Origin of the sequence: Novosphingobium sp. NPDC080210, from assembly GCF_050281025.1 — a bacterium.
Taxonomy (GTDB): domain Bacteria; phylum Pseudomonadota; class Alphaproteobacteria; order Sphingomonadales; family Sphingomonadaceae; genus Novosphingobium.
The window spans coordinates 110,931-126,646 of the sequence record NZ_JBNNWL010000001.1 but is presented as its reverse complement, the minus strand read 5'-3'; the positions used below and the strand labels follow the sequence as shown (position 1 = coordinate 126,646).

The 15,716-nt window shown below is 64.8% G+C and carries 18 protein-coding genes, 1 tRNA gene and 1 pseudogene; 7 read left to right on the top strand and 13 right to left on the bottom strand.

What is annotated here, in order from left to right:
• The first annotated feature begins 21 nt into the window (after positions 1-21).
• On the top strand, positions 22-1,455 hold the full coding sequence (locus tag ACQKOE_RS00645) for an AMP nucleosidase (protein WP_374590088.1): 1,434 nt from the start codon (positions 22-24) through the stop codon (positions 1,453-1,455).
• Between the two features lie 123 nt (positions 1,456-1,578).
• Here the strand turns inward: ACQKOE_RS00645 and ACQKOE_RS00640 are convergent, their stop codons facing one another.
• The 7 genes and pseudogenes from ACQKOE_RS00640 to ACQKOE_RS00610 form a co-directional block, all read right to left on the bottom strand.
• Positions 1,579-2,334, bottom strand: a complete 756-nt coding sequence (locus ACQKOE_RS00640) for an alpha/beta fold hydrolase (RefSeq protein ID WP_427511112.1) — start codon at positions 2,332-2,334, stop codon at positions 1,579-1,581.
• Between the two features lie 5 nt (positions 2,335-2,339).
• Complete coding sequence (locus tag ACQKOE_RS00635; RefSeq protein ID WP_427511111.1) at positions 2,340-3,365, bottom strand: aspartate-semialdehyde dehydrogenase; 1,026 nt, start codon at positions 3,363-3,365, stop codon at positions 2,340-2,342.
• Positions 3,366-3,545: 180 nt separating this feature from the next.
• Complete coding sequence (locus ACQKOE_RS00630; RefSeq protein WP_427511110.1) at positions 3,546-5,795, bottom strand: DPP IV N-terminal domain-containing protein; 2,250 nt, start codon at positions 5,793-5,795, stop codon at positions 3,546-3,548.
• Between the two features lie 99 nt (positions 5,796-5,894).
• A complete protein-coding gene (gene rplS, locus ACQKOE_RS00625) occupies positions 5,895-6,263 on the bottom strand; it encodes a 50S ribosomal protein L19 (RefSeq protein ID WP_427511109.1) in 369 nt (122 codons plus the stop codon).
• 6 nt (positions 6,264-6,269) lie between these two features.
• Positions 6,270-7,006 (bottom strand): annotated as a pseudogene (gene trmD, locus ACQKOE_RS00620) (tRNA (guanosine(37)-N1)-methyltransferase TrmD).
• 3 nt (positions 7,007-7,009) lie between these two features.
• On the bottom strand, positions 7,010-7,393 hold the full coding sequence (locus ACQKOE_RS00615; protein WP_374590098.1) for a type II toxin-antitoxin system VapC family toxin: 384 nt from the start codon (positions 7,391-7,393) through the stop codon (positions 7,010-7,012).
• Positions 7,386-7,658 carry a hypothetical protein gene (locus ACQKOE_RS00610; protein WP_374590100.1) on the bottom strand — a complete coding sequence of 91 codons (273 nt, stop codon included), beginning with the start codon at positions 7,656-7,658 and terminating at the stop codon, positions 7,386-7,388. Before ACQKOE_RS00610 ends, ACQKOE_RS00615 begins: the two co-directional genes overlap by 8 nt.
• A 51-nt stretch (positions 7,659-7,709) precedes the next feature.
• Between ACQKOE_RS00610 and ACQKOE_RS00605 the strand changes: the two genes are divergently transcribed.
• Positions 7,710-8,555 carry a hypothetical protein gene (locus ACQKOE_RS00605; RefSeq protein ID WP_427511108.1) on the top strand — a complete coding sequence of 282 codons (846 nt, stop codon included), beginning with the start codon at positions 7,710-7,712 and terminating at the stop codon, positions 8,553-8,555.
• Positions 8,556-8,692: 137 nt separating this feature from the next.
• Here ACQKOE_RS00605 and rimM read toward each other — a convergent pair whose 3' ends face one another.
• The 5 genes from rimM to ACQKOE_RS00580 all read right to left on the bottom strand — a co-directional run bounded on the left by rimM (position 8,693) and on the right by ACQKOE_RS00580 (position 11,733).
• On the bottom strand, positions 8,693-9,199 hold the full coding sequence (gene rimM, locus ACQKOE_RS00600; RefSeq protein ID WP_427511934.1) for a ribosome maturation factor RimM: 507 nt from the start codon (positions 9,197-9,199) through the stop codon (positions 8,693-8,695).
• 6 nt (positions 9,200-9,205) lie between these two features.
• Positions 9,206-9,664 carry a 30S ribosomal protein S16 gene (gene rpsP / locus ACQKOE_RS00595; protein WP_374590106.1) on the bottom strand — a complete coding sequence of 153 codons (459 nt, stop codon included), beginning with the start codon at positions 9,662-9,664 and terminating at the stop codon, positions 9,206-9,208.
• Positions 9,665-9,702: 38 nt separating this feature from the next.
• The gene (gene ffh / locus ACQKOE_RS00590) at positions 9,703-11,151 is read right to left on the bottom strand and encodes a signal recognition particle protein (protein WP_427511107.1); all 1,449 of its coding nucleotides are present in this window, start codon (positions 11,149-11,151) and stop codon (positions 9,703-9,705) included.
• A gap of 87 nt (positions 11,152-11,238) precedes the next feature.
• Positions 11,239-11,314, bottom strand: a tRNA-Ala gene (locus ACQKOE_RS00585).
• Positions 11,315-11,412: 98 nt separating this feature from the next.
• A complete protein-coding gene (locus ACQKOE_RS00580; RefSeq protein ID WP_374590110.1) occupies positions 11,413-11,733 on the bottom strand; it encodes an FYDLN acid domain-containing protein in 321 nt (106 codons plus the stop codon).
• Between the two features lie 277 nt (positions 11,734-12,010).
• Here ACQKOE_RS00580 and aroA point away from each other — a divergent pair, with 277 nt between their 5' ends.
• The 5 genes from aroA to ACQKOE_RS00555 are packed head-to-tail and all read left to right on the top strand — an operon-like array spanning position 12,011 to position 14,969.
• Positions 12,011-13,348: a 3-phosphoshikimate 1-carboxyvinyltransferase gene (gene aroA, locus ACQKOE_RS00575; RefSeq protein WP_427511106.1), complete on the top strand. Its 1,338-nt coding sequence runs from the start codon at positions 12,011-12,013 to the stop codon at positions 13,346-13,348.
• A complete protein-coding gene (locus ACQKOE_RS00570; protein WP_427511105.1) occupies positions 13,345-13,599 on the top strand; it encodes a CBU_0592 family membrane protein in 255 nt (84 codons plus the stop codon). The genes aroA and ACQKOE_RS00570 overlap by 4 nt, the downstream gene beginning before the upstream one ends.
• Complete coding sequence (locus ACQKOE_RS00565) at positions 13,596-14,222, top strand: (d)CMP kinase (RefSeq protein ID WP_427511104.1); 627 nt, start codon at positions 13,596-13,598, stop codon at positions 14,220-14,222. Before ACQKOE_RS00570 ends, ACQKOE_RS00565 begins: the two co-directional genes overlap by 4 nt.
• Complete coding sequence (locus ACQKOE_RS00560) at positions 14,207-14,560, top strand: hypothetical protein (RefSeq protein ID WP_427511103.1); 354 nt, start codon at positions 14,207-14,209, stop codon at positions 14,558-14,560. Before ACQKOE_RS00565 ends, ACQKOE_RS00560 begins: the two co-directional genes overlap by 16 nt.
• A 46-nt stretch (positions 14,561-14,606) precedes the next feature.
• The gene (locus tag ACQKOE_RS00555) at positions 14,607-14,969 is read left to right on the top strand and encodes a c-type cytochrome (RefSeq protein WP_427511102.1); all 363 of its coding nucleotides are present in this window, start codon (positions 14,607-14,609) and stop codon (positions 14,967-14,969) included.
• 316 nt (positions 14,970-15,285) lie between these two features.
• Here ACQKOE_RS00555 and ACQKOE_RS00550 read toward each other — a convergent pair whose 3' ends face one another.
• Positions 15,286-15,582, bottom strand: a complete 297-nt coding sequence (locus ACQKOE_RS00550) for a hypothetical protein (RefSeq protein WP_427511101.1) — start codon at positions 15,580-15,582, stop codon at positions 15,286-15,288.
• Positions 15,583-15,716 lie beyond the last annotated feature (134 nt).

Below are 15,716 nucleotides of genomic sequence, written 5' to 3'. Positions count from 1 at the left end.
ATTTGCGGCTAAAGGCCCGCGATGGAAAAGACAGAAAAGATCATCGCGGAATTGGTCCGCGTTTACGAAGCCGCCGTTTCAACCCTGCAAAGCGACATCGCGAATTTCGCAGCGAACGGCACCCTTCCCCCCGCCTCCCGCCGGATCGAAAAGAGCTGGTGCTATCCGGAACTGCGGGTCCACTACAACGGCGTCGAAAACCGCCCGGACTATCGCCGCTCGTTCGGCCGCCTCTCGCATCCCGGCACCTATGCCACCACGGTCACGCGGCCGCTGCTGTTCAGCGATTACCTGAGCGAGCAGCTTGACCTGCTGGCCGACGATTTCGAAGTCGAAGTCGAAGTGGTCCGGTCGGAACAGGCCATCCCCTTCCCCTATGTGATCGACGCCAGCTCCGGCCTTGCCGGGATCAGCCCGCAGGAACTGGCGCGTCATTTCCCGACTACGGAACTGGCCCTGATCGGCGATGAACTGTCCGACGGGATCGAGGTTTCGGGCCACGGCGATACCATGCCGCTGTCGCTGTTCGATGGCCTGCGCACCGATTTCAGCCTTGCCCGCCTGGCCCACTATACCGGCACCCGGATCGAGGACTTTCAGCGCTTCATCCTGTTCACCAATTACCACCGCTATGTCGATGAATTCGTCGACTGGGCGGGTGAGCAGCTGGGCAAGGATGGCTATGTCGCCCTGACCGGCGCGGGCGGCCTGCATCTCGATACGCCTGCGGCCAATGCGCGCGAGCGGCTGTCCGACACGGCATGGCGCCGCCACCAGATGCCCGCCTACCACCTGGTGCGCGAGGACAAGACCGGCATCACTCTGGTCAACATCGGCGTCGGTCCGTCCAATGCCAAGACGATCTGCGACCACCTCGCCGTGCTGCGCCCCGAAGCCTGGCTGATGATCGGCCACTGCGGCGGACTGCGCGATACGCAGCGGATCGGCGACTATGTGCTGGCCCACGCCTATCTGCGCGACGATCACGTGCTCGACTGCGTGCTGCCCCCGGAAATCCCGATCCCGGCCATTGCCGAAGTGCAGATCGCGCTCGCCCAGGCGGCGGAACAGGTCAGCGGCGATAGCGGCGCAAATCTGAAGAAGCGGATGCGCACCGGGACGGTCGCCACGACTGACGACCGCAACTGGGAACTGCGCTACACCCAATCCGCGCGCCGCCTCTCGCTCAGCCGCGCCATCGGGATCGACATGGAAAGCGCGACCATCGCGGCGCAGGGTTATCGCTTCCGCGTTCCCTATGGGACGCTGCTCTGCGTCTCGGACAAGCCCCTGCATGGCGAGATCAAGCTGCCCGGACAGGCCAACCGCTTTTACGAGGAAGCCATCGGCGCCCACCTGAAAATCGGAACCACGGCTTGCGATCTGCTCCGCGCCGAAGGGGCAAGGCTGCATTCGCGCAAACTGCGCGCCTTCCACGAGCCGCCGTTCCGGTAAACCAAATCCCTCCCTGTCGCCGCAGGCGATGGGGAGGTGGCAGCCCGCAGGGCTGACGGAGGGGCCCCTCCACCACCGCTACGCGGCGGCCCCCCTCCCCATGAGCAAGCTCACGGGGAGGATTTAGCGGGCCAGGAAATCCCGGATCGCGCGGCCCAGGTCCGGCTTGGTCACGCAGCTCATGTGCGTGCCGGGAATGACCACGTGCACCGCATCGGGCAGCGCCTCGGTCAGGGCGACCGGATCGCCATTGTCGCGGTCCTCGTCGCCGCAGACCACGGCGGTCGGCATGGTGATCGCGCTCAACGCATCCGGCGCGGTATCGGCAAAGGTGCCCAGCAAGTGCCGCACGGCCACGCGGTCCACCTTCATGCTCTTCATGAACTGCACCGCGAAATAGGCCGGATCGCCGTGCTTGACCGTTTCAAACCGGTCGATCGCATCGGTGAAGAACGCCTGCCGCCCGGTCCAGCCGGCCAGCCCTTGCAACCCCATGCCGCCCAGCACCAGCCGCGCCGGCTTCACCCCGCAGCCCACCACGGCCCGCACCGAAGTGCGCGAGCCGAGCGAGAATCCGCACAGGTCAAAGTCGGCCAGGCCGAGGTGCTGGATCAGCGCCACGAGATCGAGCGCCAGCACGTCTGCCGGATAGGCCTCCGCCTCATGCGGCGCCGCGCTCTGCCCATGGGCGCGCAGGTCCGGCATCAGGCATTCGAACCCGGCCTGGGCCAGCAGGGCAGCGTGGCCCCACTTGATCCAGTTCATCTCCGCATTGGAAAACAGCCCGTGCAGCAGGATCAGCGGCCTGCCCTGCCCCATGCGGTGCAAGGCGAGCTGCGCACCGCCATGGCCGGGGTAGAACTCGGTGGTGACATCCATCCCGCTCACCCCTTCTTCAGGTGCCGCCGCCCCAGCAGTTCCGCGATCTGCACCGCGTTGAGCGCCGCGCCCTTGCGCAGGTTGTCGGACACGCACCACAGCGACAGGCCGTTCTCGACCGTCGGGTCTTCGCGCACGCGGCTGACGAAGGTCGCCCCGTCACCGACGCATTCGACCGGGGTGACGTAGCCGCCGTCCTCGCGCTTATCGACCAGCATCACGCCGGGAGCCTCGCGCAGGATTTCCTGGGCCTGTTCGGCGCTGATTTCGTTTTCGAATTCCAGGTTGATCGCTTCGGAATGGCCGACGAACACCGGAACGCGTACGCAGGTGGCGGTCACCTTGATCTTGGGATCGATGATCTTCTTGGTTTCGACCACCATTTTCCATTCTTCCTTGGTCGAACCGTCGTCCAGGAAGCTGTCGATGTGCGGGATGACGTTGAACGCGATCTGCTTGGTGAACTTCACCGGCTCGCTGCTGTCACCGACGAAGATATTGCGGCTCTGCTCGAACAGTTCGTCCATGCCCTGCTTGCCCGCGCCGGAGACCGACTGATAGGTTGCGACGACCACGCGCTTGATCGTCGCGGCATCGTGGAGCGGTTTCAGCGCGACGACCATCTGCGCGGTCGAGCAGTTGGGATTGGCGATGATGTTCTTGGCCTTGTAGCCGTCAATCGCATCGGGGTTCACTTCCGGCACGATCAGCGGCACGTCCGGGTCCATGCGGTAGAGCGAGGAGTTGTCGATCACCACGCAGCCCGCCGCAGCCGCCTTGGGCGCATAGACCTTGGACACGTCGGACCCGGCGGAGAACAGCGCGATGTCCCAGCCGGCAAAGTCGAAATGCTCGACATTGCGGACTTTGAGCATCTTGCCGGTTTCACCGAACTCGATCTCGTCGCCAGTGGAGCGCGAGCTGGCCACGGCGGCCAGTTCCTCGATCGGAAACTCGCGCTCGGCCAGCACGTTCAGCATTTCGCGGCCGACATTTCCCGTCGCGCCAACGACGACTACCCGGTAACCCATCGCATCACTCCAAATTCAAAACCGTCATGCTGAACTTGTTTCAGCATCCATCAGGCCGGAAGCCCACACCTGTCCTTTAGGCGCAATGGACCCTGAAACAAGTTCAGGGTGACGAAAAGAAGGGAGCGGCGCAATCCGGCTTCGACAGGCTCAGCCTGAGCGGGGTTTGAAACTCGCTCGTCACTCCGGCGGCGTCACTGCGTGCCGCTGCAGGAAGGCAAAGATCGTCTCCCACAGGTGCACGCCCACCTTCGGCCCGCCGACGCGGTGGGTGTAGCCGGGATAGAGCATCATTTCGAACGGCACGGCCTGGGCCTGCAGGCGCGAGATCAGCATCGAGCTGTTTTCGAACACCACGTTGTCGTCCGCCATGCCGTGGATCAGCAGCAGCGGATCCTTGATCTTGCCCGCATCGTCCAGCGCGTTCGCCTTGGCATAGACCTGCGGTTCCTTGTTCGGATCGCCCAGGTAACGCTCGGTATAATGGGTGTCGTAAAGCTCCCACTTGGTCACCGGCGCGCCGGAAATCCCTGCGGCGTAAAGCCCCGGATCGGCCTGGAGCATCTTGATCGTCATATAGCCGCCATAGGACCAGCCATAGGTCGCGATCTTGGCGCCATCGACATAGGGCAGGCTCTTCAGGAACTGCGCCCCTGCCTTCTGGTCCTCCACTTCCACCGAACCCATCGCGCGGTAGAGCGTCGAGCCGAACTTCACGCCCCGGTTCTCGCTGCCGCGGTTGTCGATCTGGAAGAAGATATAGCCCTTGCCGACAACCGCCTGTTCCAGCGCCCCCCCCCAGCCGCGCGTGACGGTTTGCGAGGTCGGGCCGCCATAGTGCTGGAAGAACACCGGATAGCGCTTGCCCGGCTCCATCACCGGCGTGGTCATGCGCCAGTGCAGTTCGGTCCCGTCCGCCGCCTTGATCGTGCCGAAGGTCGGCGCGCGGTGGCTGGACAGGTAGGGGCCATAGGGATGACTGGCATCCACCCGGTTTTCCTCGACCCAGGCCAGCCGCTTGCCCTTGCCGTCGGCGATATAGACCTGCGGCGGCTGGTTCTGCGCCGAACGGGTGATCAGCAGCGTCTGCCCCGCCTTGTCCATGGCGGCGGTGTGGGCAAAGCCTGCCTCGCCCAGCCGCTCGATCTTGCCCGGATTGGCCAGGTTCAGCGCATAGACATTGGTGGCCAGCACATCGTCCCGCGTGGCGGTGAAATATACCCGGCCCGCCTTCTCATCGACACCGGCCAGGCCCGTGACGACCCATTCGCCCCTGGTCAGCTGGCGCCACTTGCCCTGCTTGAAATGCCAGAGATGGCCATAGCCATCGCGTTCCGACCACCAGATCAGGCTGCCGTCCTTGAGGAAGCGATAGTCGCTCGACAGGTTGATCCAGCTATTCGGCGCGGCCTTTTCAGTGAACAGCACGCGCGCCTTGCCGGTGTCCGGATCGACGGCGAGCATATCCAGCCGGGTCTGTTCGCGGTCCTGCCGCTGGACGTAGAGCGTCTTGCCGTCCGGCGCCCAGTTGACGCGGGCGAGATAGATGTCGCGGTTCGGACCCAGATCGACTTCGACCCGGCTCTTGCCATCGGGCGACAGGACGAACAGCGAGACCAGCGAATTGGCCGAACCGGCCACTGGATAGCGCTGCTGGAACGTTTTGGTGCTTTCCGCGCCAATGGCAGTGCGGGTCACGATCCCCACCGGCGCATCGTCAAACCGCTGCACGGCGATGCGGCTGTCATCAGGTGCCCACCAGTATCCGGTGAAGCGGGCCATTTCCTCTTGCGCGACGAATTCCGCCTCGCCCCAGTGGACGGTCTCCGCCTGCTCTTCCGGGGTGACCGGCAGCGGCTCCTGCCCCACCTTGCCTGCCCACAACCGGCGGTCGCGCACGAAAGAAAGGTAAGTGCCCCTGGGGCTGAGCGCGGGGTTCAGCTCATCCTCATGGCTTTGGGTCAACTGGCGGACCGAACCATCCAGCGAGGCCAGGAAAAGGTCGCCATCCAGCGGCACCAGGATCGCCTTGCTGTCGGCAGTCCAGTCGTAAGTGACGATGCCTTTCAGGTCGCCGATCCGCTGCCGCTCACGCTGCATCTTTTCCGCTTCGGACAGTTCCTTGCCCGAACCGAGCTTCAGGCTGTCGACCAGCATGGTCCACTGCCCCGTGGTGCGGTCAAAGCCCCACAGGTCATAGCGTTCCCGGTCCTCCGTTCGGCCCCGCAGCACGGTCAGCCAGCGGCCATCGGGCGACAGCTTCACCCCGCGCGGCACGGCGCCGTTCAGGCTGGGGCTGGCAAAGACCCGCTCGAAATCGAGCACCTTGGCTTCGGTCTGGACGGCAGGCGGATTCACGCCGGCACCTTCGGCATGGACGGGAACGGCCGCAAGGCAGCTTGCGGCAAGCAGGCAGGCAATGAAACGCATATCAATGTGTCGGTCCTGAAACGGAAGAAGGCGCCCTGGCTGGGCCAGGACGCCTTCGTAATCCGGTTTTGCTGCAAGAGGCTAGTGCCTCTTTGCCGCTTAGCCTTCGTCGCGAACGTCGCGGCGCTCGGCAATGCGGGCGCGCTTGCCGGTGCGGCCACGCAGGTAGTACAGCTTGGCGCGACGCACGACGCCCTTGCGGACGACGGTGATGCTGTCGATGTTGGGCGAGTAGAGCGGGAATACGCGCTCAACGCCTTCGCCGAAGCTCATCTTGCGAACGGTGAAGTTCGAACCGATGCCCTTGTTGGCGCGGGCAATGCAAACGCCTTCGTAGGCCTGAACGCGGCTGCGCTCACCTTCGATGACCTTCACGCCGACGCGCACGGTGTCACCGGGGCGGAATTCGGGAATATCCTTGGCGGCCTTGGCAATTTCCTCGGCCTCGATCTGCTGGATCAGGTTCACTGGTCCTCAGTCCTTCTCTTTTCGCCGCGCGCCAGAGGCAGACTGACCCGAGCTTCCTCATGAAGCTCCCAAAGGTCCGGCCTGCGTGACCGTGTATCGATCTCGGCCTGTTGCTTGCGCCAGGCCGCGATCTTCGCATGATCCCCCGATCGCAGCACTTCAGGGATCGTGCGCCCCTCCCACTCCTGTGGTCGGGTGTAGTGAGGATATTCAAGCAGTCCCTGTTCAAAGGACTCCTCGGAACCACTCGAAGCCGCGCCCATTACGCCGGGAAGCAGCCGAATGCAAGCGTCTAACAGCATGATAGCCGCCGGTTCGCCGCCCGACAGGACAATGTCGCCAATCGACACTTCCTCCACCTCGCGCGCGGCGAAGATTCGTTCGTCAAATCCCTCGAATCGCCCGCACAGAACGATGACCCCCGGCCCCGCCGCCAGTTCGCGCACCCGCGCCTGGCGAAGCGGCTTGCCGCGCGGGGTCATGGCGATGACGGGAACATCCGGATGCAGGCTGCGCGCATGGTCGATCGCGCCTGCCAGCACGTCCACTCGCAGCACCATGCCCGCGCCGCCGCCTGCGGGCGTGTCATCGACGGTGCGGTGCTTGTCGATCGCGAAGTCGCGGATCTGGACCGTATCGAGCGTCCACTTCCCCTCCTCCCGCGCGCGCCCAGCGAGTGAGACGCCCAGCGGCCCGGGGAACATTTCAGGGTAGAGGGTGAGGACGGTTGCGGCGAAAGTCATTGCTTATGCGGTCCAGTTCTCGACCCTGAGGCCGGGTACGTCGGCGAAATCTTTTTCATTGTTGCTGACTAGCACCAGATCATGCGCGAGGGCATGGGCGGCAATCAACCGGTCGAAGCTATGGCGGCGAAAGGCAAGCCGAGCATAGCGCCGCGCGGCTTCCAGGCCGAAATCCAGGACCGGAATGACGGTGAAGAACTGTTCGGTCCTGGCCAGGGCTTCGGTCCGGGTCGGATCGACCCCGCGCATCACTTCCGCATAGCAGATGGCCGAAGTCACGACCTCGCCGGGTTCAAGCGCTTCCACCCGGTCGCGAGCTACCTGGGACATTCCCTGAAGCAGGTAGATGCAGACGTTCGTATCCAGCAGATAGCGCGGCTCAGGCATTGCCCAGCCGCTTTCCTTCCCAATCCAGTTCCGTCGGGTCGATCGTACGATCCGCAGGATCAAGCGGCTTCAGACCAGGGCAGGATCCATAGATTCCGCTCAGGTCAATCCGCTTGGGCGCAGGCACCTTGGCCCGGATGTGCAATTCTCCATCCACTTCACTTACCGTCCATTCCCGGTCCGGTTCGATCCCCAGGGCAGCAGGCAAGCGAATGGCAACCGAGTTGCCCGACATGAAGCTTTTGGCGATGTATTCCTTGCCCATCGGGAACCTCCGTATATACACGGCGTATATACATTTCAGGAGCGACCGTCAATGAAGCGCCTGCTTGCCCTGCCCCTGCTCATCGCCAGCCCCGCCAGTGCGGAGACGATTGGCGAGTGCCAGTTCGACAGCGAAACCCTCACCTTTGCGGGCACGCCGCTGGAGCAGGCGATGTGTCTGATGCGCAAGATCGAGGTGAAGGCGGTGCGCAAGGCGCAGCCGCTGCCGCCCGTTCTGGAGCAGCTGATGCAAAGCGATGGAGCGCCCACGCCCGCGATGAAGGCAGCCGCCCTGGCCGCGTTCCCCCAGCCCTATCGCGACTATGCCGCGCAATATGCCGATGCGCCAGTGTCGAGCACGGCGGAGGGCCATCCGCTGCTCTATTACGTGATCCACGACACCTCGACCCCGTTCTATGAGCACCAGCCTTTTCCCAAGCGGCTCAACCAGGACTGGAAGGTCAACGATTTCATGCCCTACATCGACGGCACTTTCGCCGATGCTCCGGTGGCGCACATCTTCCTCAACCGCGTCGGGCAGATCTGGGCCGGGCACGAGTTCCAGGAAGGCTGGCGCGCGACCAAGCTGGAAAGCCGCGTGGTCGGCCCGCGCGCGCGCGGGCGCTTCGTCCATATCGAAACGGTCCAGCCGCGCCGCTTCCTGCCGGGAGCGACCACCCGCGCCGAAACCCACGGGCCGAAGCCGGGCTTCACCCGCGAGCAGTACCGGATGCTCGCCGCGCTCTACGTCTACGTCAGCGCGCGGGCCGGGCGCTGGCTGATCCCGGCGCAGCACAACACGGTCGATTCGACCATTCCCCAGGCCCACGACGATCCGCAGAATTTCGACTTGAAGGCTTTCGGGCGGGAGCTGGAGCGGTTCGTGAAGGCGGGGTAGCCCGATCCGGCTTCGACAGGCTCAGCCTGAGCGGAAGTTTTAGCTCAGCCCGAGCGGAGTGAGAGGCTCCCCTTGAAAACCCCGCTCAGGCTGAGCCTGTCGAAGCCGGGTTGCAAGGAACAGCGTCCGCCGGAAAATCAATCTTCGGCCGCAAATGCCGCAGTTATGACCAAACGCGCGTGATCCCATTCGGGCACGGCTTCAGCGCGCATCGGGACCATGAACTTCTTGCCCGGCTTGCCATCGACGGAGGGGCGCTGGATTTCCAGCACGTCGCCAGCGCCAAAATTGTCCACCGCGATGCAGGTGCCCAAGGCTTCGCCATCGGTCGAGACGGCGGGAAGGCCGATCAGGTCGGCGTGATAGTATTCGCCCTCTTCCAGCGGGGGCAGAGCCGAGCGCGGGACAGTGAGCGCAGTGCCGCGCAGCTTTTCCGCTGCGGTGCGATCCGGCACTTCGGCGAAGGAAGCAATCGCCCCGCCCTTGCCATCGTCACGCAGCTTTTTGAGCGTCAGCGCGGAAGCGTTGAAGGCGCGGAATCGCCGGAGCGAATCCACGCCTTCACCAAACAGCTTCAAGCGGACCTCGCCCCCCACGCCATGCGCACCGACGATGGCGGCCAGCGTAACGGGGCGATCGGCCAGCAAGGCTTAGCCTTCAGCCTGTTCTTCGGTGGCTTCGGCAGCCGGAGCTTCAGCAGCAGCTTCTTCAGCGGCCGGAGCTTCTTCCACGGCCGGAGCGGCGGCGGCAGCGGCAGCTGCTTCTTCAGCTTCGCGGGCCTTTTCAGCCTTTTCCTCAGCGCGGTCCTTGGCCTTCTGGCCCGGCTCACCCTTCTTCGGGTTCAGGGTAGCGGCGCGCTCCTTGATGCCGGCCTTGTCGAGCATGCGGGCAACGCGGTCGGTCGGCTGGGCGCCAACGCCGATCCAGTAACGCACGCGGTCTTCAACCAGGCGCACGCGGTTTTCGTCGTCCTTGGCCAGCAGCGGGTTGTAGGTGCCAACCTGCTCCAGGTACTTGCCGTCACGCGGAGCGCGGCTGTTGGCAACGACGATCTTGTAATAGGGGCGCTTCTTGGAGCCGCCACGCGAAAGACGAAGAGAAACGGACATTTGAATTACCTTTCTAACAAATCACTTTAACTGCGAAATCACTTCTTTTTCATAAGATCGTCGAGCGCGGGCGGGATCACTCCGCCGCCCAGACCGGGCAGGCCGCCAGCGCCACCGCCCAGCCCCGGCATGGCCGCTCCCAGGCCGCCCTTGCCGAACAGCTTGGCCAGACCGCCCAGACCGCCCATCTTCTTGATCTGCTTCATCGCGCGCTCCATTTCCTGGTGCATCTTGAGAAGCTTGTTCACGTCCTGGACCTGTACGCCCGAACCCTTGGCAATGCGGATCTTGCGCTTGGCGTTGAGCAGGTCGGGACGGCCGCGTTCCTTGGGCGTCATCGAACCGATGATCGCATCCATGCGCAGCAGAACCCGGTCATCCATGCCGCTGGCGTCCATCGCCTGCTTGGCCTTCTTCATGCCGGGGAGCATTCCGGCCAGAGCGCCGAGCCCGCCCATCTTCTGCATCTGGCGAAGCTGGCTGCGCAGGTCGTTCATGTCGAACTGACCCTTGGCCATGCGCTCGGCCATGCGCTCGGCTTCTTCGTGCTCGATCGCGGCGGCGGCCTTCTCCACGATGGAGACGACATCGCCCATGCCCAGGATGCGGCCCGCGACGCGGCTCGGCTGGAACACTTCCAGCGCATCGAGCTTTTCGCCGACACCGGCGAACTTGATCGGCTTGCCGGTGACATGGCGCATCGACAGCGCCGCACCGCCGCGTGCATCGCCGTCCATCCGGGTCAGCACGACACCGGTCAGGTCGATCTGCTCGGTAAAGGACTTGGCGACGTTGACCGCGTCCTGACCGGCCAGCGAATCGACGACCAGCAGGACTTCCTTGGGCGTGGCGATCCGCGCCACGGCCTGCATTTCGTCCATCAGCGCCTGATCGACGTGGAGACGGCCCGCCGTGTCGAGCAGCAGGACGTCAATCGCCTGCAGCTTGGCTGATTGCAGGGCGCGGGTGGCAATTTCGGTCGGCTGCTGGCCCGGCACGATCGGCAGGGTCGCCACTTCGACCTGCTCGCCCAGCACTTTCAGCTGTTCCTGTGCGGCCGGGCGGTTGACGTCGAGCGACGCCATCAGTGCCTTCTTGCCGTACTTTTCCTTGAGCAGCTTGCCCAGCTTGGCGGTCGTCGTGGTCTTGCCCGAGCCTTGCAGGCCGACCATCATGATGACCACGGGCGGAGCGGCGTTCAGGTCCAGCCCCGGCACGTCCTCGCCGCCGAGCATGTCGACCAGCGCGTCGTTGACGATCTTGACGACCTGCTGGCCCGGCGTGACCGAGCGCAGGACGTTCTGGCCCACGGCCTTTTCAGTTACTTCGTCAATGAAGCGCCGGACCACCGGTAGGGCGACGTCAGCCTCAAGCAAGGCGATTCGCACTTCGCGCATGGCATCGCGAACATCCTGTTCGCTGAGCGCACCACGACCGCGCAGCCTGTCAAAGACAGTACCAAGCCGGTCTGAAAGGGCGTCAAACATGCGCAAACCGCTCCAAAACGCGAAAAAAGCCGGTGGGCGAAACCTCGCCGACCAGCTTACCGCTCAAGTACTCAAAAACCTGAAGAATGGTGGAGCCTAGCGGGATCGAACCGCTGACCTCTACAATGCCATTGTAGCGCTCTCCCAGCTGAGCTAAGGCCCCGTGCCATTCTTTCCGACAGACCCTGGGAGGCCCGTCGCCCTTGCGATCATTCGCGAGAGGCCGCCCCTCTAGTGGCGACCTTCGCGCTTGGCAAGAGGTTAATTGTCGTCGTTGTCACCATTATCGTCGATGCCAACGCCCAGGTCGTCATCGCCGCCCAGATCGACGTCATTGTCGGGCGAATCGCCGTCATCGTCGATGTCCAGATCGGCATCGGCCAGGTCGGTATCTTCAACGACTTCCACCTTTTCCTTCTGAATTTCTTCATAGGGAATCGGCTGCTTCGACTTCAGCACCGGCTCGGGATGCCAGGCATAGCCGCATTCGATGCAAGTGACCGGATCGTCCTTGCCCAGATCGTAAAAGCGGGTGCCGCACTTCGGGCAGCCGTGCTTGGCGCCCCATTCAGCCTTGGCCATAGAATTCCTCACTTGCGCTGGCCCACCGGGGCCTCGCGGAAAAAAGCTTAATACGTATTGGGAGGCAGTTGCGCCAGTCCCAGCGCGGGCGCGCCTTGCCATAGCGGGACCGCGCTGTCAAAAGCCGCGCGCATTTTACTGACTTGCATCCGTCGCAGGATGATCCCGTCATTCCGGCGCAGGCCGGAACCCAGCAAGACACAAGGTATCGCGCAGCGATGCTTTTTTGCGGGGACTGGGTCCCGGCCTGCGCCGGGATGACGAATGGGATAGACCTTTGACCGCTCCAGCCAATTCCGCCCCTCGCCCGCGCCGTTTCCTGCCCAGCGGTCCACTGAAAGGCACGATCCGCGTTCCGGGCGACAAGTCGATCAGCCACCGCTCGATCATGCTGGGCGCGCTGGCCGTGGGCGAAACCCGCGTCACCGGCCTGCTGGAGGGCGAGGACGTTCTGGCCACCGCTGCCGCCATGCGGGCCATGGGGGCCACGGTCGAACGCACCGGCGAAGGCGAATGGTCGGTCAGCGGCGTCGGCGTTGGCGCGCTGCTTCAGCCGCAGGCCCCGCTCGACATGGGCAACTCCGGCACTTCGACCCGCCTGCTCATGGGCCTGATCGCCAGCCACGCGATTTCCGCGACCTTCATCGGCGATGCCAGCCTGTCCAAGCGGCCGATGGGCCGCGTGATCGAACCGCTCAGCCAGATGGGCGCGGCGTTCGAGGCGAGCGAGGGCGGCCGCCTGCCACTTACCCTGCGCGGTGCGAATCCCGCCGTGCCGATCGCATACCGCCTGCCGGTCGCCAGCGCCCAGGTAAAAAGCGCCGTGCTGCTTGCGGGCCTGAACACCCCGGGAATCACCACCGTGATCGAGCCGGTGCCGACCCGCGACCATTCCGAACGGATGCTGCGCGGATTCGGCGCGGAACTGGAAGTAGAGACCGATTCCGCCGGGGTCCGCACGATCCGCATTCGCGGCGAAGCGGAGCTGAAGCCGCAGACCATCGAAGTGCCGGGCGACCCGTCCTCCGCCGCTTTCTTCATTGTCGCCGCGCTGATCGTGCCGGGCAGCGAGCTGGTGATCCAGAACGTCGGACTGAATCCCACCCGCGCCGGTCTGGTCGAAGTGCTGCGCCAGATGGGCGGCGACATCACCGAACTGAACGCGCGCGAGGTCGGCGGCGAGCCGGTGGCCGACCTGCTGGTGCGCCATTCCGCGCTCAAGGGAATCACCGTCGATCCTGAAATCGCCCCCAGCATGATTGACGAGTTTCCGGTGCTCTTCGTCGCTGCTGCCCTTGCCGAAGGGACCACGGTCACCACCGGTCTGGACGAATTGCGCGTCAAGGAATCGGACCGGCTGACCGCCATGGCCGAAGCGCTCGCTCTGGCCGGGGCCACGGTTGTCGAAACCGAGGACGGTCTGACCATCACCGGCACCGGCGGCGAAGCGCTGCGTGGCGGCGGGCCGGTCGTCACCCACCTCGACCACCGCATTGCCATGAGCATGGCCGTGGCCGGCCTGGTCAGCCGCGACGGGGTGGAAGTGGATGACACCCGCCCTATCGCCACCAGCTTCCCGCAGTTCGAAAGCCTGCTGGACGGCCTGCGCGGATGAATGAGACCCTGGCCAACCTGATCGGCTTTGCCGGCACGGCCTGCATCATCTTCGCCTATGCCTATTCCACCGCGCGGGCTGCGCCGAATCCCTTCGTGCAGCACGGCGTCAACCTGCTGGGCGCGGCTCTGCTGACCGTATCGCTGCTGGTGAACCTGAACCTGGCCTCGCTGGTGCTGGAATTCTTCTGGGCGGCCATTGCCTTGTGGGGCCTGGCCAAGGCATGGCGGCAGCGGAGGCAACAGGCATGATCATCGCGGTCGACGGACCCACCGCTTCGGGAAAAGGAACGATAGCCAAGGCGCTGGCCGCGCATTTCGGCTTGCCGCATCTTGATACCGGACTGCTCTATCGCGCAGTCGGGCGGCAATGCGCGCTGGACGGCGGCAACCCGGACGACTCTTCCGACGCGCTGAAGGCCTGCGCCTTCCCCGATAGCCTGCTGGACGATCCGGAACTGCGCAGCGAGGAAAGCGGCGGGCTGGCCAGCCGCGTCTCGGTCCACCCCGGCGTGCGCCAGGCGCTCTATGAACGCCAGCGCGGCTTTGCCCTGCAAAGTGGCGGCGCGGTGCTCGACGGGCGCGACATCGGCACGGTCATCGCGCCAGAGGCAGAGGTGAAGCTGTTCGTCGTCGCCTCGGTCCCGGCCCGCGCCGAACGCCGTTTCCGCGAAATGCAGGCCGCGGGCCGCGCCGTTTCGCTGGCCGAGATTTCCGCCGACCTGGAAGCCCGCGACAAGCGCGACCGCGAACGGGCCGAAGCCCCGCTGACTGCCGCGCCGGACGCGGTGCTGCTCGACACCTCGGACCTGAACCGCGAAGCCGCCATCGCCGCCGCAATTGCCATTGCCGAGGCCAAGTGCCCCCACTCCTGACCCTGCTCGCCCCCGTCGCCGCGCGCGACTGGATCGAGGCCAAGGCGTTCCTGGAGCGCTTCACCGGGGTCAGCCACGATGCGCTGCATGTGATCGTGGGCGTGGCGGTGCAACTCGTCCTCGCCGCACTGTTCCGCACCTCCATCGCGCGGTTCTGGCCCTGGGCCGTGGTCTTGCTGGCTGAACTGGCCAACGAATGGAACGACCTCAGGATCGAGCGCTGGCCCAATCTGGGCGAGCAATTGGGCGAAGGCGCCAAGGACCTGGCCCTGACCATGCTGCTGCCGACGGTCTTGCTGCTGGCGGTGCGGTTCTGCCCGCGCCTGTTCCGGCGCTGATCTGTTGCGGTTGAACCCGCTGCTTTGGCGGGTTAGGTCCGGCGTCATGACCAAGCTCCCCTCTGCCAGCCTGCTCCTCCTCGCCCTCGCCGCCTGCGCCCCGGCGGTGCCCCGGCTGGCCCCGATCGAACTGACCGAGCAGGAGGCGCGCGGCTATAGCTTTGCGAAGGCCAATTGCGCTGGTTGCCACGCCATCACCGCCAACGCCGCATCGCCCAATGTCGAATCGCCGGACTTCCAGGCGGTCGCCAACATGCCCGGCCTGACCCGCGAAACCCTGCGCAATTTCCTGCGCGATTCGCACAATTATCCCGCTGCCATGAATTTCACGGTCGAGCCGGGCCAGGTCGAGGATCTGACCGCCTATGTCCTGACCCTGCGCAAGGCGGATTACAAACCGGAAATCTAGTCCCTCGTCATTGCGAGGAGCATAGCGACGAAGCAATCCAGGGCGGCAAAGGACGCGCCCGCCTTCCGGCGTTGCGCCTGCGGCCTGCTTGGAATGGTTCACGCAAAGGCGCGGAGAAGAAAAGAGGCGCGAAGGTGTTGTGCTTGCGGCTCTGCTGCTGGCTGCTCATTGACCGCTGAAATCGCACCGGATCAGGCAAGCGCCTGCGGCGGCCATCCTTCGCGCCTTCCCTTCTTTTCGCGCCCTTGCGTGAATCGATCCAACAACCCGGCTTCGACAAGCTCAGCCTGAGCGGGGCGCGGGACGGATTGGGTGGTTAGTCAAACAGCCCCACGGCCAGTTCCGCCCAGACCACCAGCAGCGCCAGCACCACCAGTCCGCTCGCCGCCAGCCTGGCAGGGCGGCCCATTTGGGCGCGGGCGGCCAGTTCCAGGCCCAGGCCGGTCAGGCCGAGCAGACCGGCGGCCACCACGAAGTCGCCCGGCCCCCAGTTGACCTCGGCCGTGAACTGCATGGCCACGGCGGGCACGATCAGGACGGCGGCGAACAGGCTCCACAGCGCGGCGCGGGCGGTTGCGGTAAGGCCGGGGTGGCGGATCTGGGCGCTGCTCATCTGTCAAAACTCCGCAAAGGGAGAAACAGTCCTACGCCTTCCCGGCGTCCATGGCCACTTCTACTGGGAACCGGATTCGCAGCAAGCCTCCGTCCGTCGCACCGGCACGTCCAAACGCGCCATTTTCCTTGCAT